This is a genomic window from Brevundimonas sp. EU05-FHT14B11, assembly GCF_058790835.1.
The window spans coordinates 672,063-693,012 of the sequence record NZ_JBYTCY010000002.1; the positions used below are offsets into that span (position 1 = coordinate 672,063).

General features: G+C 69.1%; 25 protein-coding genes and 1 pseudogene. 12 read left to right on the forward strand and 14 right to left on the reverse strand.

Annotated features, from left to right (window positions below):
* Nucleotide 1: 1 nt before the first annotated feature.
* On the forward strand, nucleotides 2–1,039 hold the full coding sequence (gene alr, locus AC3WRV_RS10790; RefSeq protein WP_492313238.1) for an alanine racemase: 1,038 nt from the start codon (nucleotides 2–4) through the stop codon (nucleotides 1,037–1,039).
* Here the strand turns inward: alr and AC3WRV_RS10795 are convergent.
* Both AC3WRV_RS10795 and AC3WRV_RS10800 read right to left on the reverse strand, forming a co-directional pair.
* On the reverse strand, nucleotides 1,036–1,557 hold the full coding sequence (locus AC3WRV_RS10795; RefSeq protein WP_492313239.1) for an RICIN domain-containing protein: 522 nt from the start codon (nucleotides 1,555–1,557) through the stop codon (nucleotides 1,036–1,038). The genes alr and AC3WRV_RS10795 overlap by 4 nt on opposite strands.
* A gap of 10 nt (nucleotides 1,558–1,567) precedes the next feature.
* Nucleotides 1,568–2,158: an RICIN domain-containing protein gene (locus AC3WRV_RS10800; RefSeq protein WP_492313240.1), complete on the reverse strand. Its 591-nt coding sequence runs from the start codon at nucleotides 2,156–2,158 to the stop codon at nucleotides 1,568–1,570.
* A 155-nt stretch (nucleotides 2,159–2,313) separates the two neighbouring features.
* On the opposite strand from AC3WRV_RS10800, the gene radA reads away from it, so the two are divergent.
* The 8 genes from radA to AC3WRV_RS10840 all read left to right on the forward strand — a co-directional run bounded on the left by radA (nucleotide 2,314) and on the right by AC3WRV_RS10840 (nucleotide 9,756).
* A complete protein-coding gene (radA, locus tag AC3WRV_RS10805) occupies nucleotides 2,314–3,690 on the forward strand; it encodes a DNA repair protein RadA (protein ID WP_492313241.1) in 1,377 nt (458 codons plus the stop codon).
* 65 nt (nucleotides 3,691–3,755) lie between these two features.
* On the forward strand, nucleotides 3,756–4,397 hold the full coding sequence (locus AC3WRV_RS10810; RefSeq protein ID WP_291836722.1) for a hypothetical protein: 642 nt from the start codon (nucleotides 3,756–3,758) through the stop codon (nucleotides 4,395–4,397).
* Between the two features lie 100 nt (nucleotides 4,398–4,497).
* The gene (locus AC3WRV_RS10815; RefSeq protein WP_291836721.1) at nucleotides 4,498–5,094 is read left to right on the forward strand and encodes a CvpA family protein; all 597 of its coding nucleotides are present in this window, start codon (nucleotides 4,498–4,500) and stop codon (nucleotides 5,092–5,094) included.
* A gap of 28 nt (nucleotides 5,095–5,122) precedes the next feature.
* Nucleotides 5,123–6,637: an amidophosphoribosyltransferase gene (gene purF / locus AC3WRV_RS10820; protein ID WP_291836720.1), complete on the forward strand. Its 1,515-nt coding sequence runs from the start codon at nucleotides 5,123–5,125 to the stop codon at nucleotides 6,635–6,637.
* Between the two features lie 6 nt (nucleotides 6,638–6,643).
* The gene (locus AC3WRV_RS10825) at nucleotides 6,644–6,988 is read left to right on the forward strand and encodes a VOC family protein (RefSeq protein WP_492313242.1); all 345 of its coding nucleotides are present in this window, start codon (nucleotides 6,644–6,646) and stop codon (nucleotides 6,986–6,988) included.
* Nucleotides 6,989–7,036: 48 nt separating this feature from the next.
* Entirely contained in the window at nucleotides 7,037–7,789 is a 753-nt protein-coding gene (locus AC3WRV_RS10830; RefSeq protein ID WP_492313243.1) for an SDR family NAD(P)-dependent oxidoreductase, read from the forward strand.
* Nucleotides 7,790–7,796: 7 nt separating this feature from the next.
* Nucleotides 7,797–8,603 carry an AraC family transcriptional regulator gene (locus AC3WRV_RS10835; RefSeq protein ID WP_492313244.1) on the forward strand — a complete coding sequence of 269 codons (807 nt, stop codon included), beginning with the start codon at nucleotides 7,797–7,799 and terminating at the stop codon, nucleotides 8,601–8,603.
* 31 nt (nucleotides 8,604–8,634) lie between these two features.
* Nucleotides 8,635–9,756, forward strand: coding sequence for a serine hydrolase domain-containing protein (locus tag AC3WRV_RS10840; protein WP_492313245.1), 1,122 nt, complete (start codon nucleotides 8,635–8,637; stop codon nucleotides 9,754–9,756).
* 6 nt (nucleotides 9,757–9,762) lie between these two features.
* On the opposite strand, the gene AC3WRV_RS10845 is transcribed toward AC3WRV_RS10840, so the two are convergent.
* On the reverse strand, nucleotides 9,763–10,122 hold the full coding sequence (locus AC3WRV_RS10845) for a hypothetical protein (protein WP_492313246.1): 360 nt from the start codon (nucleotides 10,120–10,122) through the stop codon (nucleotides 9,763–9,765).
* 132 nt (nucleotides 10,123–10,254) lie between these two features.
* Between AC3WRV_RS10845 and AC3WRV_RS10850 the strand changes: the two genes are divergently transcribed.
* Together AC3WRV_RS10850 and AC3WRV_RS10855 are read left to right on the forward strand one after the other, a co-directional pair.
* Nucleotides 10,255–10,926 (forward strand): DUF2306 domain-containing protein, encoded by a 672-nt coding sequence (locus AC3WRV_RS10850; RefSeq protein WP_492313247.1) that lies wholly within the window; start codon nucleotides 10,255–10,257, stop codon nucleotides 10,924–10,926.
* A complete protein-coding gene (locus AC3WRV_RS10855) occupies nucleotides 10,905–11,861 on the forward strand; it encodes a LytR/AlgR family response regulator transcription factor (RefSeq protein WP_492313248.1) in 957 nt (318 codons plus the stop codon). The genes AC3WRV_RS10850 and AC3WRV_RS10855 overlap by 22 nt, the downstream gene beginning before the upstream one ends.
* Before the next feature lie 32 nt (nucleotides 11,862–11,893).
* Here the strand turns inward: AC3WRV_RS10855 and AC3WRV_RS10860 are convergent.
* The 8 genes and pseudogenes from AC3WRV_RS10860 to AC3WRV_RS10895 form a co-directional block, all read right to left on the reverse strand.
* A pseudogene (locus AC3WRV_RS10860) lies at nucleotides 11,894–12,286 on the reverse strand (lysozyme inhibitor LprI family protein); the annotation flags it as partial.
* A gap of 55 nt (nucleotides 12,287–12,341) precedes the next feature.
* Nucleotides 12,342–13,964: a ribosome biogenesis GTPase Der gene (gene der / locus AC3WRV_RS10865; protein ID WP_492313249.1), complete on the reverse strand. Its 1,623-nt coding sequence runs from the start codon at nucleotides 13,962–13,964 to the stop codon at nucleotides 12,342–12,344.
* Between the two features lie 32 nt (nucleotides 13,965–13,996).
* On the reverse strand, nucleotides 13,997–15,412 hold the full coding sequence (locus AC3WRV_RS10870) for a PQQ-like beta-propeller repeat protein (RefSeq protein ID WP_492313250.1): 1,416 nt from the start codon (nucleotides 15,410–15,412) through the stop codon (nucleotides 13,997–13,999).
* A 23-nt stretch (nucleotides 15,413–15,435) separates the two neighbouring features.
* A complete protein-coding gene (locus AC3WRV_RS10875; RefSeq protein WP_492313251.1) occupies nucleotides 15,436–16,218 on the reverse strand; it encodes a tetratricopeptide repeat protein in 783 nt (260 codons plus the stop codon).
* Nucleotides 16,219–16,311: 93 nt separating this feature from the next.
* Nucleotides 16,312–17,148, reverse strand: a complete 837-nt coding sequence (panB, locus tag AC3WRV_RS10880) for a 3-methyl-2-oxobutanoate hydroxymethyltransferase (protein WP_291838154.1) — start codon at nucleotides 17,146–17,148, stop codon at nucleotides 16,312–16,314.
* Nucleotides 17,149–17,205: 57 nt separating this feature from the next.
* Nucleotides 17,206–17,619 (reverse strand): hypothetical protein, encoded by a 414-nt coding sequence (locus AC3WRV_RS10885; protein WP_291838152.1) that lies wholly within the window; start codon nucleotides 17,617–17,619, stop codon nucleotides 17,206–17,208.
* A complete protein-coding gene (locus AC3WRV_RS10890) occupies nucleotides 17,609–18,163 on the reverse strand; it encodes an RNA polymerase sigma factor (protein ID WP_291838149.1) in 555 nt (184 codons plus the stop codon). Before AC3WRV_RS10890 ends, AC3WRV_RS10885 begins: the two co-directional genes overlap by 11 nt.
* Nucleotides 18,164–18,188: 25 nt before the next feature.
* The gene (locus tag AC3WRV_RS10895; protein WP_492313252.1) at nucleotides 18,189–18,593 is read right to left on the reverse strand and encodes a DUF6249 domain-containing protein; all 405 of its coding nucleotides are present in this window, start codon (nucleotides 18,591–18,593) and stop codon (nucleotides 18,189–18,191) included.
* Nucleotides 18,594–18,750: 157 nt separating this feature from the next.
* Here AC3WRV_RS10895 and AC3WRV_RS10900 point away from each other — a divergent pair, with 157 nt between their 5' ends.
* Nucleotides 18,751–19,572 (forward strand): endonuclease/exonuclease/phosphatase family protein, encoded by an 822-nt coding sequence (locus tag AC3WRV_RS10900; RefSeq protein ID WP_492313253.1) that lies wholly within the window; start codon nucleotides 18,751–18,753, stop codon nucleotides 19,570–19,572.
* Here AC3WRV_RS10900 and AC3WRV_RS10905 read toward each other — a convergent pair.
* From AC3WRV_RS10905 to AC3WRV_RS10915, 3 genes are read right to left on the reverse strand one after another with little or no spacing between them, the layout of a single operon-like run.
* Nucleotides 19,536–19,859 carry a hypothetical protein gene (locus tag AC3WRV_RS10905; RefSeq protein WP_291838142.1) on the reverse strand — a complete coding sequence of 108 codons (324 nt, stop codon included), beginning with the start codon at nucleotides 19,857–19,859 and terminating at the stop codon, nucleotides 19,536–19,538. The two genes, AC3WRV_RS10900 and AC3WRV_RS10905, sit on opposite strands and share 37 nt — an antisense overlap.
* Nucleotides 19,849–20,376 (reverse strand): RNA polymerase sigma factor, encoded by a 528-nt coding sequence (locus AC3WRV_RS10910; RefSeq protein ID WP_291838158.1) that lies wholly within the window; start codon nucleotides 20,374–20,376, stop codon nucleotides 19,849–19,851. Before AC3WRV_RS10910 ends, AC3WRV_RS10905 begins: the two co-directional genes overlap by 11 nt.
* A gap of 39 nt (nucleotides 20,377–20,415) precedes the next feature.
* A complete protein-coding gene (locus tag AC3WRV_RS10915; protein WP_291838139.1) occupies nucleotides 20,416–20,820 on the reverse strand; it encodes a hypothetical protein in 405 nt (134 codons plus the stop codon).
* Nucleotides 20,821–20,950 lie beyond the last annotated feature (130 nt).

A 20,950-nucleotide genomic window follows, 5' to 3' on the forward strand; every position in this document is an offset into this window, starting at 1 on the left:
GATGCCCTCTCCGGCCACGCTGACCATCGACCTCAACGCGCTCGCCGCGAACTTCCACACCCTGCAGGCGGTGGGCGGCGCCCCCGTGCACCCCGTGGTCAAGGCCGACAGCTACGGCCTGGGCGCCGCGGCGTGCGCGACCCGGCTGGCGGCCGAGGGGGCGCGGACCTTCTTCGTTTCCCGCAGCGCCGAGGGCGAGGCCCTGCGCCAGGCGCTGGGCGGCGGCCCCGTGATCTATGTGCTGGACGGCTGCCTGACCGGCCACGCTGGGCGACTGGCGGCGGCGGACCTGCGACCGGTGCTGAACACCGCGGCGCAGCTGGCGGAATGGCGCGCCGCGAACGGTGGTCCCTCCGGCCTGCAGATCGACACCGGCATGAACCGGCTGGGCTTCCGCGTGGAAGATGCGCCCGAGCCGTTCGAGGGGCTTGAGCTGGTGCTGAGCCACCTGGCCTGCGCCGACGCCCCGGACGAGCCGATGAACGCCCGCCAGCGCGACGCCTTCGCGACGGCGGCGCTGCGTTATCCGGGGACGGTGCGGTCGTTCGCCAACTCGGGCGGCGCCTTCCTGGGTCCCGACTACGCCTTCGACGCCCTGCGCCCGGGCATCTGCCTGTACGGCGGCGGGCCGGAAGGCCGCCCCGATCCCCGTATCCGCGCCGTCGCGACGGTGGAGGCCGAGGTGCTGCAGGTGCGCGACGTGCCCGCGGGCGAAAGCGTCGGCTACTCCCGGGGCTTCCGCGCCGACGCCCCGGTCCGCATCGCCACCTGCGCGGCGGGCTACGCCGACGGCCTGCTGCGCAGCTACAGCCCCCGAGGCGAGGTCTTCGTCGGGGGCGAACTGCGCCCGATCCTGGGCCGCGTCTCGATGGATGTCTGCGCCGTCGATGTCAGCGGGCTGGACGTCTCCGTCGGCGACCGCGTCGAACTGTACGGCCCGAACCGGATGATCGACGACGCGGCGACGGCGGCGGGGACGATCAGCTATGAACTGCTGACCTCGATCACCACCCGCGTGCCGCGCCTCTACGTCGGCTAGACCGCCTCGGCGCGCCAGATCTGGTTGGAGCCGCCGTTCCACGACCACGGGATGATCGGCGTGCGCTCGTCCGTGTGTTCGCCCGCGATATCCGCGACCCGGTCATGATCCGGATTGTTGAGCGCGAACCAGCAGCCGTCGACGAAATCGATCGTGAAGCGGGTCGAGGGATCGCCCGACATGTCATCCATAGGAACGCGGTCGTTCGACAGGCTGAAGCCCCCGTCTCCCCAGATCAGCAGACATCCGGGATCGGCGCCCCAACCGAGCGTGAACGTGCCGCCCGGCGCGGCCTCGGCGACGAGGACGGTCGCGCCGTCATCCCCCAGCGACATTCGCCGCACGCCGATGAAGTACTCCAGCGCCAGGGTCTCGACCTCGCCCATGAAACCGCTCCCGCCGGACGGCCGCGCGGCGTGGAGCCCGAAAGCGATGTCGGGATCCATGTAGGAGATCAGCCGGAGGCGTCGTCCGTTCGCGAACTCCGACAGGTCGGTCAGATTGCCGTAGGCGTCCATGGGGGTTTCCTCAGCCGGGCTTGCTGGATTTGACGGGATCCGGCGCAGCCGAGGCCGCCGGGGTGTCGGCGTTGGCCAGCGCGCCGCCGGTCGGCGGGACGAAATCCACGTCCTGGGCGCGCCAGGTCTGGTTGCCGCCGCCGTTGGCCTGGAAGGCGATGATCGGATTGTTCTCGTCCGTGCCGGACTCGCTGATGTCCACGACCTGGCTGGAGCCGAAGGCGCTGAGCACGAACCAGGGACCATTCTGCCACTGGGCCTGGAACTCCGGGTAATAGGTGGGGTCGCCGTCGATGGACTGGGAGATCGGCTCCAGCGTCAGACGGCCGGTGGAGTCCCCCTCCATGGACAGGGCCTGGTTCGGGTCGCTGCCCCAGGCGAGGTAGAACATCCGGGATTTGCTGCCCGCCGCGACCCCGGCGATGAAGATCGTCTCGTTCGGACTGCCGTTCGACAACCGGTGCACGCCGACGCCGGACCAGCCGGTATCGGTGTCGCCCGTCACTCCCATGGCCACATCGGGATCAAGATAAGAGATCAAGCGGATGCGCCGGCCGGTGAGGAACTCGTCGTCCGTCGTCAGATTACCGTAGGCGTCCATGACCCGCGCTCCCTTGAGCGAACAACGATACACCGATGCAACGGCAAAGCTAGTCGCTGGGTATCCAGCGTGCGCCGCGGGCGGTACGTCAGAATTGGTCGTAGGCCTGTAGGCGCCCCCTGCCCCGCCTTCGCCGACTCCTGTAAGCCAGCGGCATGGCGAGAGACGGCGCGATCTATGTTTGTCAGTCCTGCGGGGCGGTCCACGGCAAGTGGTCCGGCCAGTGCAGCGCGTGCGGGCAGTGGAACTCCATCGTGGAGGAAAGCCGTTCGGCCCCGCCCGGCGCGCTGAAGCCGGCGGCGGCCAGCCGGACGCGCGGCCTGCAGTTCGAGACCCTCCAGTCCGACACGCCCGAGCCGCCGCGCATCATCACCGGCGTGGCCGAGTTCGACCGGGTGTGCGGCGGCGGCGTAGTGCCCGGCTCGGCTATCCTGCTGAGCGGCGATCCCGGCGTCGGCAAGTCGACCCTGCTGCTGGACGTGGCCGGACGGGCGGCGCTGGCGGGCAAGCGGGTGGCCTATATCTCGGGGGAGGAGGCGGTGGAGCAGATCCGCTCGCGCGCCCGCCGCATGGGGCTGGAGAAGGCGCCGGTCGAGCTGGCCTCGGCCACGGCGCTGCGCGAGATCCTCGGGACGCTGAAGCGCGAGAAATTCGACATCGTCATCGTCGATTCCATCCAGACCCTGTGGTCCGACGCCCATGAAGCCGGACCCGGCTCGGTGACCCAGGTCCGCGCCTGCGCCAGCGAGATGGTGCGGCTGGCCAAGTCGGGCGGGCCCGCCGTCATCCTGGTCGGCCACGTGACCAAGGACGGCCAGGTCGCCGGACCGCGCGTGGTCGAGCATATGGTCGACGCCGTGCTGAGCTTCGAGGGCGAGCGCGGCTATCCCTTCCGCATCCTGCGCGCGGGCAAGAACCGCTTCGGCGCCACCGACGAGATCGGGGTGTTCGAGATGGGCGACGGCGGCCTGCGCGAGGTCAGCAACCCGTCGGCCCTGTTCCTCGGCGAGGGCACCGACCGCGCGCCCGGCGTGGCGGTCTTCGCCGGCATCGAGGGCTCGCGCCCCGTGCTGGTCGAGATGCAGGCCCTGGTGTCGAAGTCCGCCTACGGCACGCCGCGCCGGGCCGTGGTCGGCTGGGACACCGGGCGCCTGGCCATGGTGCTGGCGGTGCTGGAGGCGCGTTGCGGCATCGGCTTCGGCGATCAGGACGTCTATCTGAACGTGGCGGGCGGACTGCGCATCAATGAGCCGGCGGCCGATCTGGCGGCGGCGGCGGCCCTGATCAGTTCGGCCATGGACATGCCCCTGCCGCAGGGCTGCGTCGTCTTCGGCGAGATCAGCCTGTCGGGCGAACTGCGGGCGGTGGGCCGAGCTGAGGCCCGCCTGCGCGAGGCCCGCAAACTGGGGTTCGACATGGCCCTTTCGCCCCCGCTGACGGTCAAGGACCGGGGCGTGAAGGCCGCCCCCGTCAGCCGCCTGTCGGAGGCGGTCGATAGAATCTCGCAAAACCGCTACGGTGAGACCCGATAGGCGCCCTCCCCGCGTCCGGCGCCCGGCGATCAGTTCCAACCCTTCCTGATGGAGCGACTGGCGTAATGGTATCCAAGCATTTCGCAATCCCCGCCCTGGCGGTGATCCTGCTGGCCGGTTGCGGCCAGAACGCGGACAAGGCCGAGAGCGCCGCGCCCGCCGAGGCCGCGGCTCCCGCGGCCGCCGCACCGACCGCCACCGCCCCAGGCGCGGCTTTCGACATCACCAAGATTCCGGTTTCGACCGCGCCGCTGGGCGTCTTCCCCTACATCACCCTGCCCGCCGGATACGTGGACGGCGGCGGGAAGACCCTGGACCTGGCCCGCTTCCCGTTCTGGACCGGAACCGCGTTCGAATTCGTCGAGGGCAAGGTCTATCAGGCCGGCATCCGGCCCGACGAGGGCAAGACCTTCTCCAAGCTTGAGCTCCAGCGCGGCATCGAGCGCCAAGTTCTGGCCGCGGGCGGCGTGAAGGTCACCGAAAGCCGGATCCCGAGCTCGGCGTCCGACGCGCTGACCGACGATGTGAAGGTCGGCATGATCGACGGGCTGGGCGACATCTACAACGACGCGACCACGACCTATGTGATCCGCAGGGCGGACCGGAGCATCTGGGTGCATGTCGTGCCGAGCATGTACGGCGGCGCCTGGACCATCGCCGAGACCGAACCCGCGCCGGCTCCGCCCGCCGCGGCCCCCGCCGCCTGATCCGGAGAGCGCGCCGGCGGACCGCACGGCGGCGCGCGCCGGAAAACATCGAACGAATCCCGCGGAGGGGCTATGCTGGCCCCTCTCTTGCCGAGCGCCCATGACCGGTTTCGACGTCTTCGCCATACTGGTCATCCTCGCCTCGGCCGGCGCCGGCTGGGTGCGCGGCGCCACGCGCGAGATCATCACCCTGCTCAGCTTCGTGCTGGCGGCCTTCATCGCCCTGATCGCCCTGCCGCTGACGGCGCCGATCGGGCGGGGCCTGGTCGATCCGGACTGGGCCGGCACGATCCTGTCCGCCGTCGGATCCTTCCTGCTGATCTATTTCGGCATCCGCATCTTCGGATCCTTCCTGTCGAAGCGGGCGCAGGCCCATCCGCAACTGGGCGGCGTGGACCGGTTCCTGGGCGTCTTCGTCGGCTCGGCCCGCGCCCTGGTGCTGCTGGGGGCGATCCATCTGGTGATCGTGGCGGCCATGCCGGGCGAGAAGACGCCGCGCTGGCTGAGCGAAGCGGCCCTGCGGCCGGCGACGGCGGGCGCCGCGCGGCTGATCCAGATCATTCTTCCCGGCATCGGACGCGGCGCTGACGCGTTGTCGCCCGTAGTCAGTTCGTCCGTGAGCAAAGGGTTTTCGGACGATGAAGCCTTGCCCTCGCCCCAAACAAGCAATACTTCGCCGCCGTCCGCCCAACGCTAGCGTTCCCCTGCTTCATCGGAGCCCCACGATGAGCCGCCTCGACCATTCCATCGCCGCCCCGGTCGTCCACCGGGAGCACCATCGCGACGCCGACGACGACCGTCCGCGTCTGGAATGCGGGGTCTGCGGGGTCTGGGGCGCGGACCAGGACGAAGCCTCCGCCGTCGTCGCCCTGGGCCTGCACGCCCTGCAGCATCGCGGCCAGGAAGCCTGCGGCATCGCCAGCGTCCACGACGCCCGCTTCTACACCGAACGGCACATGGGCCTGGTCGGCGAGGCCTTCGGCGGGACCAATCTGGCCGAGCGGATGCCGGGCTCGGCGGCCGTGGGCCACACGCGCTACTCCACCGCCGGCGGTTCGTTCCTGCGCAACATCCAGCCGATGTTCGCCGACCTGGATCAGGGCGGCATCGCCGTGGCTCACAACGGCAACCTGACCAATTTCAAATACCTGCATAGCCAACTTGTCTCGGAAGGCGCGATCTTCCAGTCGACGTCGGACTCCGAGGTCATCCTTCACCTGATCGCCCGCAGCCGTAAGGCCAAGATCGTCGACCGCTTCATCGACGCGATAGGCCGGATCGAGGGCGGCTACGCCCTGGTCTGCCAGACCCGCTCCAAGATGATCGGCGCGCGCGACCCCCTGGGCATCCGCCCGCTGGTGCTGGGCCGCCTGGGCGACGCCTGGGTGCTGGCCTCCGAGACCTGCGCGCTGGACACCATCGGCGCGACCTTCGAGCGCGACGTGGAGCACGGCGAGGTCATCGTGATCGATCACGAGGGCCTGCGCTCGCTGAAGCCCTTCCCGACCAAGGCGGCGCGCCCCTGCCTGTTCGAATACGTCTACTTCGCCCGCCCCGACAGCGTCGTGAACGGCAAGTCGGTCTATGAGGTGCGCAAGCGCATGGGCCGCGGCTTGGCGCGCGAGCATGCGGTCGAGGCCGACGTGGTCGTGCCGGTGCCGGACTCCGGCGTCCCGGCCGCCCTGGGCTATGCGCAGGAAAGCGGCATCCCCTACGAAATGGGCATCATCCGCAGCCACTATCTGGGCCGCACCTTCATCCAGCCCAGCCAGGGCGCCCGGCAGAAGGGCGTGCGCATGAAGCACAGCCCCAACCGCGAGGTCCTGGCCGGCAAGCGCGTGGTGCTGATCGACGATTCGATCGTGCGCGGCACCACCTCGGTGAAGCTGGTGCGCGCCGTGCGCGCCGCAGGGGCCACCGAGGTCCATCTGCGCTCGGCCTCGCCGCCGATCCTGTACCCGGACTTCTACGGCATCGACATGCCGGAGCGGGACCAGCTGATCGCCGCCAACAAGACGCTGGAAGAGATGCGGGCCTATCTGGAGGTCGACTCGCTCGGCTTCCTGTCGGTCGACGGCCTGTACGGCGCCATGGAGGCCGGGAAGCGCGACGACCGCAACCCGCAGTTCACGGACCACTACTTCACCGGCGACTATCCGACCCGCCTGCTGGACCGGGAGATCGAGGAAGGCGGCCGCGAGGACAACACGCGGCAACTTTCCCTGCTGGTGAGCGCTTAGGGACCTATGGTCCAGCTCGGCTATTTCACGCTCGACACCCTCGATATCGAGAAGGCCCGAGCCTTCTACGGCGCCCTGTTCGGTTGGCGGTTCGACGAGGCCGCCTCAGGTCCGACCTACGCCCATGTCGCCGACAGCGAGCCGGCCTTCGGCTTCACCAAGGTCGAGCGCGCCCGGGACTTCGCTCACCTGTATTTCCGCGTCGATGACGTGGACGCCCTATGCAAGCGGGTGACCGAGCTAGGCGGCAAGGCGGCGGTCCCTTCGGACAGCGCCTCCGGCCGCAGCGTTGTGGTGTCAGACGATCAGGGCGTCAGCTTCAGCCTGTGGCGTCCCGCCGCCGGGTTCTGACGCCGGTTTCGCTTCCGGTCCGCCCAAGGCCGCGCTATCAGGCGCGCCATGACCGACCTTCCCCTGAAAGACCGCATCGCCCTCGTCGTCGGGGCCTCGCGCGGCATCGGCTATGAGAGCGCGCTGGCTCTGGCCAAGGCCGGGGCGCATGTGATCGCCACCGCCCGCACCCAGGGCGGGCTGGAGGATCTGGACGACGCCATCTATGCGGCCACCGGGCAGCACGCGACCCTGATCCCGTTCGACCTGGTGGACGGCGGCGGCATCGATCGCATGGGCGGCGCCCTGTATGAGCGTTTCGGCAAACTGGACATCTGGGTGCAGGCCGCCGCCACCATGGGCGCCGAGGGCCTGACGCCGGTGTCGAACGCCGACCCGCGCGGCTTCGCCAAGGTCGAGAAGACCAATTTCACCGCCGTCTATCGCCTGATCCGCTCGCTGGAGCCGCTGCTGAAGGCGTCAGACGCCGGGCGCGTGATCCACCTGACCACCAGCGTCGCCGCCGCCCCGCGCGCCTTCTGGGGCGCCTACGCCGCGACAAAGGCGGGCGCCGAGGCGCTGATGAAATGCTGGGCCGACGAGATCGAGTCCATGCCGATCCGCGTCTCCGTCGTCGATCCGGGCCGGATGCGCACCCAGCTGCGCGCCCAGGCCTATCCGGGCGAGGATCCGGAACAGAACATCCATCCCTCCGCCATCGGCCCGCTGGTGGTCGAGCTGGCGCGCGGCGACCTGACCCCGCCCCTGACCGTCAGCTTCAAGGAATGGAACGCGGCGCCGGGGGCGTCGGCGCTGGTCTAGACCGCGCATGCGCCCTCTCCCGCACGGGCAATTCCTCGGTGACCTGAACCGGTCGGTCCAGGCGGGCGGGTTCAGCGTCGATCTGCGGGTGGCCACACTGCCCCCGGAGGCGGTGACTGAACATTCGCATGACACTGCGCATTTCATCCTGCCGCTGGCGGACGGATACCGCAGTCTCGCGCGCGATCCGCTGGCCCCGGTCCGAACGCTCTTCGGCGCCGGCAGCGCGATCTACAATCCGCCCGGCGTCGTGCATCGCGACTGTTTCGATGTCGCCGGAGGTCTGTTTCTGTCCGTCAGCGCGCCGGCGGACCTTCCGGCGGGGCTGTCCCACCCCGCCCTGCTTCGCGGCGACGCCGAAACAGCGATGCGATGGCTGGTCGGCATGAGCATGCGCGGCGCGCCGGGCGATGAACTGGCCATCGAACAGGCTTCGCTCACGCTGGCCGATGCGGTCGTCCTGTCTATGGACGCCTCTCGCCACGCGCCGGACTGGCTCATCAGGGCCGCGGAGATGGTCGAAGACCTGGCCTGCGCGCCGGGTCTGGAGATCCGCGCCATCGCCGACGAGGCCGGTGTTCATCCGGTCCATCTGACCCGGAGCTGGCGACGGCATCTGGGATGCTCCCCGACCCGTGCGATCCGCCACCGCCGCGCCGATCATGCGACCCAGAGCCTTATCCGCAACATAGACCTGGCCGAGGCGGCGGCCGGGGCCGGCTATGCGGACCAGAGCCACATGACCCGCGAGTATGCGCGGATCTTCGGCATTACGCCGGGGGCGTTCCGCGCCGTGATCTCCGGACAGGTTTGATCTGTTCAAGACAGGCCGTCCGGACCGTGGGATGCGGCGTCTCCAACCCAAGGAGTTCCTCGTGCGCGCCATCATCCTCGCCGTCTCGGCCCTGCTGCTGACCGTCTCGCCCGCCGAGGCGCAGACCGACGGCTGGAGGACGGCGCCGCCCGCAGCCGAACGCGCCTCCGCCGCCGGCCTGACCGCCATGGATGCGGCGGTGCGGAACGGCGACTTCCACCAGATCACCAGCGTCCTGATCAGCCGCAACGGCCGCCTGATTCATGAGGTCTATTTCGATGACGGCGGCGCGGAGGCCCGGCGCAACACGCGATCGGCGACCAAGACCGTCACCGCGATGCTGGCGGGCGCGGCGGTCGCCCGCGGCGACCTGTCGGTCTCCACGCCGGTCATGCCGCTGATCTCGTCCTGGGGCCCGTTCGATAATCCGGACCCACGCAAGGCGCAGATCACGGTCGAAGACCTGCTGACCATGAGCTCCTTGCTGGAATGCGACGACGACAATCAGTTCTCACGCGGCAACGAAGAGCGGATGTATCTGATTGAGAACTGGGTGAAATTCGCTTTCGACCTGCCGGTGCGAGGCTTCCCCGCCTGGGCGCCCAAGCCCGAGAACTCACCCTACGGCCGCGCGTTCAGCTACTGCACGGCCGGCACGACGACGCTGGGGGCCGCGATCCAGTCGGCGACGGGCCGGCCGCTCCAGACCTTCGCCCATGACGTCCTGTTCGCCCCCCTGCAGATCGAGGGCGAGGAATGGCAGTTCTCGCCCATGGGCCTGGCGCAGGGCGGTGGCGGCCTGGGCCTGCGCAGCCGCGACCTTCTCAAACTGGGCCAGCTGTTGCTCGACGGCGGGAGGTGGAACGGGACCCAGGTCCTGCCCGAGGCGTGGACCCAGGCGATGACCACTCCGCATGCGAGCGTCGATCCCCAGCGCGGCGACTACGGCTATCTGACCTGGCTGCCGACCTACACGGTCGCCGGCAGGCCCCTGAAGGCCTTCGCCATGGCGGGGACCGGAGGCAACAAGGTCGTGGTCGTGCCGGAGCTCAACGCCGTCGTCGTCGTCACCACCACCAACTATGACGTCCGCAATCCGCACGGCCTGGCGGACGCCCTGATCGCAAACCACGCCCTGGCGGCGCTGCTCTGATCCCCCTCAGCCCGTGATGATCGTGCTCGGCATGACGATGCGGCGTTCGCATTCGGCGTAGTCGACGGCGTCGCGGGTGTAGGTCTCAAGCCGGCGCAAATAGGCGTTGATCTGGTCCACGTGGGTCGAGAACTGACCCTGGTAGCGGATCATGGCCGCCTCGTACTCGCGCAGGACGTTGTTGCGGCAGGTATGCGTTCCGCGCGCCTCGTTGACGCAGCCCGGCACGGGCGGGCGGCTCGGCTTGACCGGGCGCTCGATGGCCGGCAGCGTCGGCGCGGTGCAGACCGCGGGCGCGGCCTCCTGGGCGACAGCCGCGCCGGCGACAAGGAAGGCGACCGACAGGCCGAGGACGGACTTGAACATGCTGGATCCCCCGAATCTGGAGGCCAGCTTCGCATCCACGGCAGGGAGATCAAACACCGCCGTTCGTCCCTTCGGACCGTATTCCGTCCCTCCGCCGTTGAACCCGAGGCCGGCGCCCGCCGTGATGACGGCATGTCCGTCTATCCCGCCCTCCTCGCCGTCCACATCACCACAGGCCTCGGCACGGTCCTGATCGGGGCCGCGCCCATCCTGACGCGAAAGGGCTCGCGCCTTCACCGTCAGACGGGGCGAGTCTTCGCCGTCCTGATGGCGATCCTGCTGGTTTGCGCCTGGGCGATGACCGCTCTGAAGATGAATACCTATCTGTTGGCGCTGTCAGCCTCGGCGACCCTGACCCTGTTCTCCGGCCTGCGGGTGCTGGGGCGCAAACGCCCGGACCTGCGGCGCACGGACCGGGCGACAGCGCTGGACTGGATCGTGACCCTGGCGCTGGCGAGCGTGGGGCTGATCATTCTGGCCCTGGTCCTGACGGGCCGAAGCAGTGGCCCGACGGCCGTCTCCATCGCCTCGGTCTATGGGGCGCTCAGCATGGGCGGCTGGGACGCGTGGCGCTTCCTGCGCCCGACCGACTGGCCCTTCAGTCCCGAGTTGTGGCGGTATGAGCATCTGTGGAAGATGCTTGGCGCATACTCGGCGGTGCTGAGCGCCTTCTCGGGAAATTTCCTGAGGTTCCTGCCCCCGCCCTGGAGCGCCCTTTGGCCGACGCTGCTGTTCCAGACCCTGACCGTGATCTGGATCGCCGGGTTGGTCCTGCAGCGCCGATGCCGGCCGGCAGCCGCCTGATGCGCGGCCTGCGCCGCATCCCGTTCGGGGTCGGACTGGGCCTTTTCGCGGCCTACAGCTATGCGGCGACCACGGCGTCGGCGGCGTGGTTCGTGCGCCGGGACCATGGCGCCGACCTGCCGACGTCGCTGCTCTGGGCGGGACTGCTGTATGCTCCGAACGTCGTGACGGGGCTGCTGGTCTGGGCCGTGCTGCGGCGGTTCGGGGCCGAGTGGCGGGCGATGGGCGTACTGACCGCCCTGGCGCCGCCCGCGGTCGTCTCGGCGGCCCTGGCGATGACCGGCGCGGATGGAGCCATGCGCGGCGCGGGCTGGTCCGTCGCCGAGATCATGGCGCGGAGCATCGACCGGCTGCCGGTCGCCATCCTGCTGTACACCGCCATCGGCGCGGCTGGCCTGGCGGCGGCGCACTGGCGCCGGGCGATCCGGCAGCGGGCCGAGATGGAAGCGCTGTCGGCGGCCCTGGTCGAGGCCCGGCGCGCCCAGTCCGATCCCGCCGCCCCGCCGTCGGAGCGGCTGATGGTCGGGGTAGGCCGGGGCCGGGTTCCGGTGGCGGTCCCGGAGATCGAATGGATCGCCTCGGCGGGCAACTACGCCGTGGTCCACTGGCGTGATCGCGAAGGCTTGCTGCGCGAGACCCTGCAGGCGCTGGAAACCCGTTTGGCCCCGCACGGCTTCGCCCGCAGCCATCGCTCAACGCTGGTCAATCTTGCGAGGGTGCGTGAGTTGAAGCCGCTGGCCGACGGCGCCTGGCGGGTCACGCTGGACAGCGGCGCGGAGCTGGTGGTCAGCCGATCTTACAGAGACGGGTTCCTGGCGCGACTGGGAGGTTCGGCGGCGGTAGAGGTTTCGCCCTCGGAACCTTCCGCCGTTCGGTCTTCACTGATCGGGCGAACGGGTTCGGGTAGGACCGGCGGCGTCGTTTCAGACATATAGGTCAGATAGTCGCCCCAGATGTCGCGGGTCCGTCGCCACGTCGCGTCCGTCAGACACGTCGCGTAGAACAGCCCGCCGATCGTGCCGCCGCTGCCGTCCGGAAGCCAGACGGCGCAGTGGCTTTCAGCATAGGCTTTCCAATCCCGCTGGGACTTCGTCAGCCAGTGCACCTGACGGGTTCTCGGGCCGTACTTGACCGACTCCGCGTCATTGTCCCGCGCCCGCTTCATCGCGGCCGCGAAATACCGCTGCATGCGGGCTTCTTCCTGGGCCAGATCATCGCCGGCGCAGGCCTTGATCGACGGCATCGAGCCGCTCCGATCACACTCATGAGACGGCCCCTCGGCCGGCCGCACGCTTTCTGAATCACAGGCGGACAGGCCGACGCAGAGCAAGCCCGCGGCGATCAAAACAACGGGCTTCATGGCGGAGGTTCCGGTTGGATGGCTCAGCCTATCCCAAGCCTTGAAACCGTCCAGCCTACTTCTTCGGCGCGTGCTTCTGGCCTGTCCGGATCCGACCCGAACGCGACACCTGACGCGCTCCGCCGCGCGCGCCCTTCTGGACGGCGATGGACGAGCCGGCCTTCTTGGACGAGCTGGCCTTCACGCCCGAGACGACCTTGGGCTGGTGCTTGCGGGTCTTCTTCTGCTCCAGCGCCTTGCCGGGCAGATTGGACAGCATCTCGGCCTTCTCGGCCTTCTTGATCACCCGGCGCGGCGCGGTCTTGGCGTCGCCCTTGTAGCGTTCCGGACCCGACTTGGAACCGCCCTCGGCATAGGGGTTGTCGCCGCTGGACTTGACGATCAGGCGGATCGGCGTGCCCGGCAGGTCGAAGCTCTCGCGGATCGAGTTGACCAGGTAGCGCTTGTACTGTTCCGGCATCGACTCGGCGCGGCTGGCCATCAGCACGAAGGTGGGCGGACGGGCCTTGGTCTGGGCGATGTATTTGGGCTTGATGCGCTTGCCGTCGACGGCGGGCGGCGGGTGCCGCTGGGTGGCCATGGACAGCCAGGTGTTCAGGTCCTTGGTCTTCACCTTCACCGACCAGGTGTCATAGGCCTGGATCACGGCGGGCATCAGGCGCTCGACGCCCCGGCCCGAATGGGACGACAGAACGACGAACGGCGTGCCCTTCAGCTGGGGCAGCTTGTCCTCGGCCATGCTCTTCAGCTTGGCCATGCGCGCCTGGGGCTCTTCCTCGAGGTCCCACTTGGACGCGACGTAGATCAGCGCCCGGCCCTCGCGCTCGACCAGATCGGCCAGCTGCAGGTCCTGGATGTCGAAGGCGTTGTCCTTGTCCATCATCAGGATGACCACCTCGGCGAAGGTGATGGCCCGGATGGTGTCGGCGACCGACAGCTTCTCCAGCTTCTCCTGCACCCGCGCCTTGCGGCGCATGCCGGCGGTGTCGACGAAGCGGATCGGACGGCCTTCCCACTCCCAGTCGACCGAGATGGAGTCGCGGGTGATGCCGGCTTCCGGCCCGACCAGCAGGCGGTCCTCGCCCAGCAGGCGGTTCACCAGCGTCGACTTGCCCGCGTTCGGGCGACCGATCACGGCGATGCGGATCGGCTTGTCGGCCTCCTCGACCTCTTCGATGAAGATGTCGGCCGAAGCGGCCAGAATGGCCTGGAACAGATCCGCCATGCCCTCGCCGTGCTCGGCGGAGATAGCGACCGGTTCGCCGAAGCCCAGGGCGTGGGCCTCGCCGACGCCGCCGCCGCTCTCGCGGCTCTCGGCCTTGTTGGCCAGCAGGATGATCGGCTTGTGCACCTTACGCAGCCGGTCGGCGAAGATGCGGTCCAGCGAGGTCACGCCCTCACGGGCGTCCATCATGAACAGGATCAGCTCGGCGTCCTCGATGGCCGCTTCCGTCTGCTCGCGCATCCGGGCCTCGAGGCTGTCGTCGGTGACGTCCTCATAGCCGGCGGTGTCGATCAGCGTCAGATCCATGTCGCCGATGTTGCCGTCCGCATAGCGGCGGTCGCGGGTCACGCCCGGGCGATCGTCCACAAGCGCCAGGCGCTTGCCGACGAGGCGGTTGAATAGTGTCGACTTGCCCACGTTGGGGCGGCCGACGATGGCGACTTTGAGAGCCATGTCGGCCTTCTAACGCAGTTTGGGGGTTTCCGTCAGCGAATGCTGACGACGTCGCCCCGGTCGGTGAGCACATAGACCGAGCCGTTGTAGGCGGCCGGAGCGATGAAGGCGGCGCCGCCGAGCTTGAGCGTCGCGGTCTGCAGGCCCGTCTTCGGATCCAGGGCGACCAGTTCGCCCTCGGAATTGACCAACAGCAGGCGGTTGGACGCCAGCAGCGGGCCCGACCACGCCGGAGTCACGGTCCGATCCCAGAAGCCGAGGAAGCCGCCTTCCTGGTGGACGCGGCCCTCGTTGAGGTTGCGGGTCCAGTAGACCTGGCCGCTGTCGCGGTTGACCACGGTCAGTTCGCCGGTCTTGGACACGATATAGACCACGTCGCCGACCGGCAGTGGCGCATTGACGCCCGCGATCGGCAGTTGCCACTTCGGCTGACCCGAGCGGATGTCCATGGCCGACAGCACGCCGGAGTGGGCGACGGCGTAGACGATGCCGCGGCTGATCACGGGGCGGCCGGCGATGTCGCGGATTTCCGACAGGGCGCTGGTGCGGCTGGTGCGCGACAGGGTCTGGGTCCAGAGCGACTGGCCGGTAGAGGCGCGCAGGGCGCTGACTTCGCCCGAGGAGAAGGGCGCGATCACCGTGTCGCCGGTCACCGCCGGGCTGGAGGCGCGCATGATGCGGGCCGGCTCGGGGATGCCGCGGTAGGCCCAGTTCTGGTGGCCCGTGGCCGCGTCAAACGCCAGCATCTGGTTTTCGACATCGACGACGAAGACGCGGTTGCCCGCCACCGTCGGCGCGCCGTGGATCGGCACGTCGACCGGAGTGGTCCACAGCACGGCGCCCGACGCCTGATCCAGCGCGGTGATGGTGCGATAGCCCGAGGCGACAAAGACCTTGCCGCCGCCCACGGCGACGCCGCCGCCGAAACCGCCGCCGGTCGAGGACCCGCCGATACCGAAGAAGCCGCGACGGCCCTCGCGCTCGTCAGGCTTGATGTTGGCCTTCCACGCGACCGCGCCGGTGGCGGCGTCCAGCGCCGACACCGTGGCTTCGCCGTCCAGGACGAAGATGCGGCCGCTGTCGGCCACGATCGGCGCCATGACCTGACGGGTGCGTCCAGAACCCGCGCCGATGCCCCGGCGCCAGGCGACGGTGAAATCGACGGCGCCGATCACGTGTTCGACCGAATTGTCGGCCGACCCGCCCGGCTGGGTCCAGGCGACCGCGGCCTGCGGACCCGGGATGAAGAAGTCACGGCCCGACAGCGCGGCCGAGGGAGCCAGCTGTTGCTCGAACTCCAGCACCGAGATGCGCTGGCCTTCCGTGGCGGTGGCGCCGGGGGCCTCCTTGCCGCCGAGGCCGAACGGCAGCGAACGACGCACGGTGCCGCACGAGGCGACGGTCAGGGCGAGCCCGCACAGCAGGGCGACTTTAAGCACACGATTCATGGCGAACGTCCTGGAGGCCGGGATCACGGGCGGGCCGGAGCGGCGGGCTGTGGGGTTGCAGGCTGCGGCGCGGCCGGAGCAGCGGCGGCGGCGGGACCGGCGGCGGCCGCGGCGGCCTGGGCGGTCGCCATCTGGCGGACGATCGCCTGGATGTTGGCGGCTCCACCCGATTCGATCGCGTCGAGGGCGAGCTGGGCTCGGCGGCTGACCACCTGAGGGGTGTCGAGGTCGTTCTTCAGGATCGCCAGCGCGTCCTTGGCCTCATTGACCTTGCCGTGCTGCAGCAGGGCCAGGGCCTCGGCTTCCTGGGCGAAGGCGCGGAACGGGCGCTTCTCGCCGGTCAGCGCCTTGGCGCGGGCCTGGATCTGTTCCAGCGTCTCGGTGTCCATGGCCAGCAGCAGCGCCTTGAAGGCGGCGGCGTCGGCGATCAGCGGATCACGCGAGGCCTTGGCGGCCTCGTCCATGAGGGTCAGGGCCTCGGCGTCGCGGCCGGCGTCCAGGGCGATGCCCGCCCGGTGCTGCAGGGCCAGGCCCTTGTAGGCTCCATTGCCCTCCTTCGCCGCCTGGGCGAAGGCGGCGTCGGCGCCGACCGGGTTGTTGGCCTGCATGGCTTCGAGGCCGCGCTCATAGGCGACCGAGGCCTTGTCGGCCTTGGACGTTTCCATCGACTGCCAGCCCCACCAGGACAGGGCGGCGATCAGGGCGACCAGAAGAACGCCGCCCACGACGGGCAGCCAGGTGCGGGCGAGACGCTTGTAGCGTTCGGAGCGAAGCTCCTCCTCGACCTGCTCGAAGACATCAGACACGGAACAATCGCCCCCAGAAAACGGCGATCAGAGCCGTTGAATTTCAATCCGGCCGGACCCTAGAGGGTCAGCACGGCCCCCGCAACGCAGCCTTCACTGCGAAACCGGCTTTTTCGAGAAGTAGGTCTCGACTTCGGCAGGAAAACGGCGGGTCCGGACGTCCTTCGCATAGGCCTCGACGGCGCGGTCGATCTCGCCGCGCAGATCGGCGTAGCGGCGGACGAATTTCGGCGTCCAGTCGAACAGGCCAAGCATGTCGGGCACGACGAGGATCTGACCGTCGCAGGCCGCCGAGGCGCCGATCCCGATGGTGGGCTTGTCGATGGCTTCGGTGATGTCGCGGGCCAGCCCTTCGGCCACGCCCTCGATGACCACGGCGAAGGCCCCGGCGTCGGCGGTGGCCTCGGCCTCGGCGATCACCCGCAGGCGCTCCTCCTCGGTCTTGCCCTTGGCCTTGAAGGCGCCGTCGGTCAGCACGGCCTGGGGCCGCAGGCCGACGTGGCCCATCACCGGAATGCCGCGTTGGACCAGATAGGCGATGGTCTCCGCCACCGTGGGTCCGCTTTCCAGCTTCACGCCCTGGGCGCCCGTTTCCTTCATGACGCGGGCGCAGTTCTCGTAGGCCTGCTCCTTGGCGCCCTCATAGCTGCCGAACGGCATGTCGATGACGACCATGGCCCGCTTCGAGCCGCGCATGACCGCCTGGCCGTGCAGGATCATCATCTCCAGCGTGACGCCGACGGTGTTGGGCATGCCGTGGACCACCATGCCGACGCTGTCGCCGACCAGCAGGACGTCGCAGTGGGCGTCGAGGATTTCCGCGGTCGGGGCGTCGTATGCGGTCAGGCAGACCAGCGGCTCGCCGCCCTTGCGGGCCCGGATGTCCGGCGCGGCGAGGCGGCGGACGTTTTCCTGCTTCTGGCTGGACATGGGAGAGGCTCCGGTTCGGGGAGCCCCTAGATAGGCTCCCCGAGCGGAACCGTCACGTCACACTTCCTGCGACAGACGAACCACGCCCGCGGCGGCCGCGGCGATCAGGGCCCCGGCGGCGATCCAGAACATCTGCATGCCGCTCATGGAGCCGAACGCCAGATTGCCGAGGCCGGCCTGGTCGAGGCCGGACTGGATCGCCGTCTGGGCGTTGAAGGAGACCGCCTCGAGTCCCTGCATGCCGGTCGCCGCCGAGCCGCCGCCTTCGCCCAGATTGACGTTGACCGAGACCACTTCGCGAACGGCCACCACGGCGCCGACCAGGCCGGCCAGGCCCAGGACGACGACCCGCAGGCGCGAGCCCTTCTGCATCCGTTGTTCCACCTGGGCCGTGAACAGAGCGGCGTCAGGCATCGTCGGCGTCCGGGCGAACAGACGCTCGATCGCGGGATCGAACTCATCAGCCGACATGCTGTGTTCTCCCCAGGGTTTGAGCGGGTTGGAGCCGCGCGCGGAGTTTATCCAGACCACGTTTGACATGAGACTTCACCGTACCGAGTGGCAAATTCAGGGCCGTCGCGATCTCCGGATGGGCCATTCCCGCGCCGTGGCACAGGGAGACGCACAACCGTTCCGGCTCGCTCAGGGTCTTGAGGGCTTCGTCGAGGTCCATCAGGCCTCCCGGATCGGGCGCAGTGACGGTCTCTTCCGTTTCAAGTTCAGCGACATACCGGGCTTCCTTGGCGACACGCTTGAGGTAGAGGCGCGCCGCGATCCGCTTCACCCAGGCGGCGAAGGTGCCGTCGCCGCGAAACTCCGAACAGCGTTCGAAGGCCTGAATGAAGGCGTCCTGCGCCACGTCGTCCGCCAGCGAGGGCTGAGCCCCCATCCGGCGCAGCAGGGCGCGGACGGCGGAGCCGTGCCGGCGAACGAGTTCGCCGAACTCCTGACGCCCGCCCGCCGCCGCGAGGGCGGCGAGCTCGACGTCATGTCGGTCGACCAGGGCTTGGGCCATGTGTTTTCCCCCGTCCCGAGCCGGATCAGTCCCTGTTCTTGTTGAAGAAGCTCAGGGCGATGAAGGCCAGGCCGATGGTGATCGGGATGGCGGAGATGCCCAGCATGCCCGTATCAAAGTTATTGCCGTCCCAGTCGTCGCCGAAGCCGCCTCCAGTGATCGCGCCGAAGGCGGCGATGCCGATGCCGACGGCCAGCCAGATGATGCCGCGGCGAATGTCCTTGGTGCGCGACGGCAGGTTCTTCGAGACGTCCTTGGTCATCGCCTCGATGACTTCGGCCGGCATGTCCTGCCCCTTGTCGATCGCGTGGCGCAGGGTCTCCTGCATCTCGCGACGCTCACGGCTCCTGAGCCAGGTCGGACCCACGACGATGGCGGTCAGCGTGCCGAAGACGGCGAAGATCGCGAAGATCGGAATGAAGTCTTCCATCGAATATCCCCTTTAATCCTTGTGGACCGAAGCGTGACGTTTCGGCCTTCTGAGAACAAGAGGCGCCGGGAGGCTCCTACAGATGCGAAGTTTCGGGTGAAACTTTCGTAAGGCTCATGAAACCGGTTACAAGGCCGCAAAAGGGAGAGGATTCGCCATGATCGACCGTCGCACCCTGCTGGCCGGACTGGCCGCCGTCCCTGCCGCGGCGGCCGTCACGGGCTGCGCCACCCTGCCCGCCCCCGGCGCATCGCGCCCGCTGAAGCTGGTCACCTTCAACATCTGGCACAATCAGGGCGACTGGGCCGCCCGGCAGCCCCTGCTGATCGAGGCCATCCGCGCCGCCGACCCTGACGTTATCGCCCTGCAGGAGGTGCTGGAGGACGCCAACGTCGGCCTGCCCAACCAGGCTCGGACGTTGGCCGACGCCCTGGGCGGCTACGAAATGCATTTCGTATCCACCGACGCGGAAGGCGCCCCGCGTCGCTACGGCAACGCCATCCTCAGCCGCCTGCCGGTGCTGGCGCATGATACGCGGAAGCTGGAACCGCTGGACGACTACCGCACCGCCCTGCGGGTGCGGGTCGATCTGGACGGCAAGACCATCGACATCGTCGACACCCATCTGGCCTGGCAGGCAGACGCCCAGGCAGTCCGGGCGCGCCAGATCGGCGACCTGCTGGGCTGGCTGCCGCACGACGGGACGCCGCTGATCGTCATGGGCGACTTCAACGCCGTGCAGGAGGACGCCGGGCTGAACGTGCTGACCGGCGACCGCTTCTTCAGCGCCCTGCCCCGCGGCGTGGTCCCGACGACCCTCAATCCGGCCAAGGGCCATCCGAACCGGGTGATCGACCACATCTTCGTCGAGGCGGCGCATTTCGCGCCCGGCGCATGGTCAGTGTTGGGGAATACGCCGGTGAACGGAGAGTATCCGTCCGATCACTTCGGCGTGGCGGCGACCGTCACCGTGCGCTGAAGCGCGCCGGTCAACCACAGGCCGACGCTCCCGGCGACCACGGCGCCGGCGAGGATGAAGGCCACCGGCTGGATCAGCGGGACCAGTTCCCACGATACGGTCTCCAGCAACGGATGCAGGACCCATAGGACGAGGCCGGTCACGACGGCCCACGGCAACAGGGCCGCGACCGTCATCCAGGCGCGGCGCCGTGCGATCCGCCCCGCCACCTCGACCTCGAACGCATAGTCGCGCCGGGGTGGAGCCTCGGCGGCGAACAGGGTTGCGAGTTTCTGTTCAGGCGTCATCGGGACCTCCGAGCGCTTTCAGCAGGCGCGCCCGTCCGCGCGCAACATGGGACTTCACCGTGCCCAGAGGCAAGCCCAGCGCCTCCGAGGCCTCGCCATGCGACCAGCCGTCGCCCAGACACAGGGCCACGCAGGCGCGCACGTCCGCCGGCAGTTCGGCCATGGCGGCCTGGAGGGCCATCTTCTCCTCCGCCGATATGCCCGCCGGCGTCTCGACCGCCTCCAGCCAGCCCGAGTCGCGCGCCGCGCCGCGCCGGGCGCTGCGGATCCGGTCCTGCGCCTTGCGCCAGGCGATCCCGCAGAGCCAGGATCGTACGCCCGCCGGGTCCTTGAGGCTGCGCAACGACGCCCAGCCGGCGACAAAGGCCTCCTGGGCCACATCGTCCGCCTCGGCCCAGCCGCTGCCCAGGAAGCGGCGCAGGAAGGCCCGCACCGCCGCCTGATGCCGCTCGACAAGCCGCGAGAAGGCCGCGTCCGAACCGGCGAGCGCGCGGCTCACCAGTTCGGCGTCGGTCATGGCGTGCTGCACGGTTCAATGTCCCCCCGGCTCGCCCCCTCAACGATTCCGGCGACAGGTCAGAGCGCTGATCAGAGCCCAGATCGCCACCGCGCCCATGACGAAGGACACCACCGTGAAGGCGCCGCTGTCGCCATCCATATTGGTCAGATAGGAGGCCCCGAAGAAGCCGATGCTCAGGGCCGTGAACAGGCCGAACAGCGACCAGTAGTTGGTCGGCTGGCGATTGCCGGGCGATTTGCCGTCCCAGCCGTCCTCGTCCAGCGGACGCTGCAGCACCTTCAGCAGCGCCTCCGGCGGCTCCTGCCCCTTTTCGGCATAGGTCTTGAGCAGGTTCAGCGCGTCGCGCTGACGCCGGTAGCCGAGCAGGCTGTTGAACGCCCCCGCCAGCATGAAGCCGATCGGGAAGAGCAGCCACCAGAACTGGTAGAAGAAGTTTTCCATCGTCGTCATCCCCACTGGCGAAGGCCGTCCTCCGCGCTATTCATTCCGTAGTCGGCGCCGTTCCGCGTTGCGGATGCGCACGTCCGAAAATTACTTCATCCACAGCCGCAGGCTCGACACCGGCGCGTCT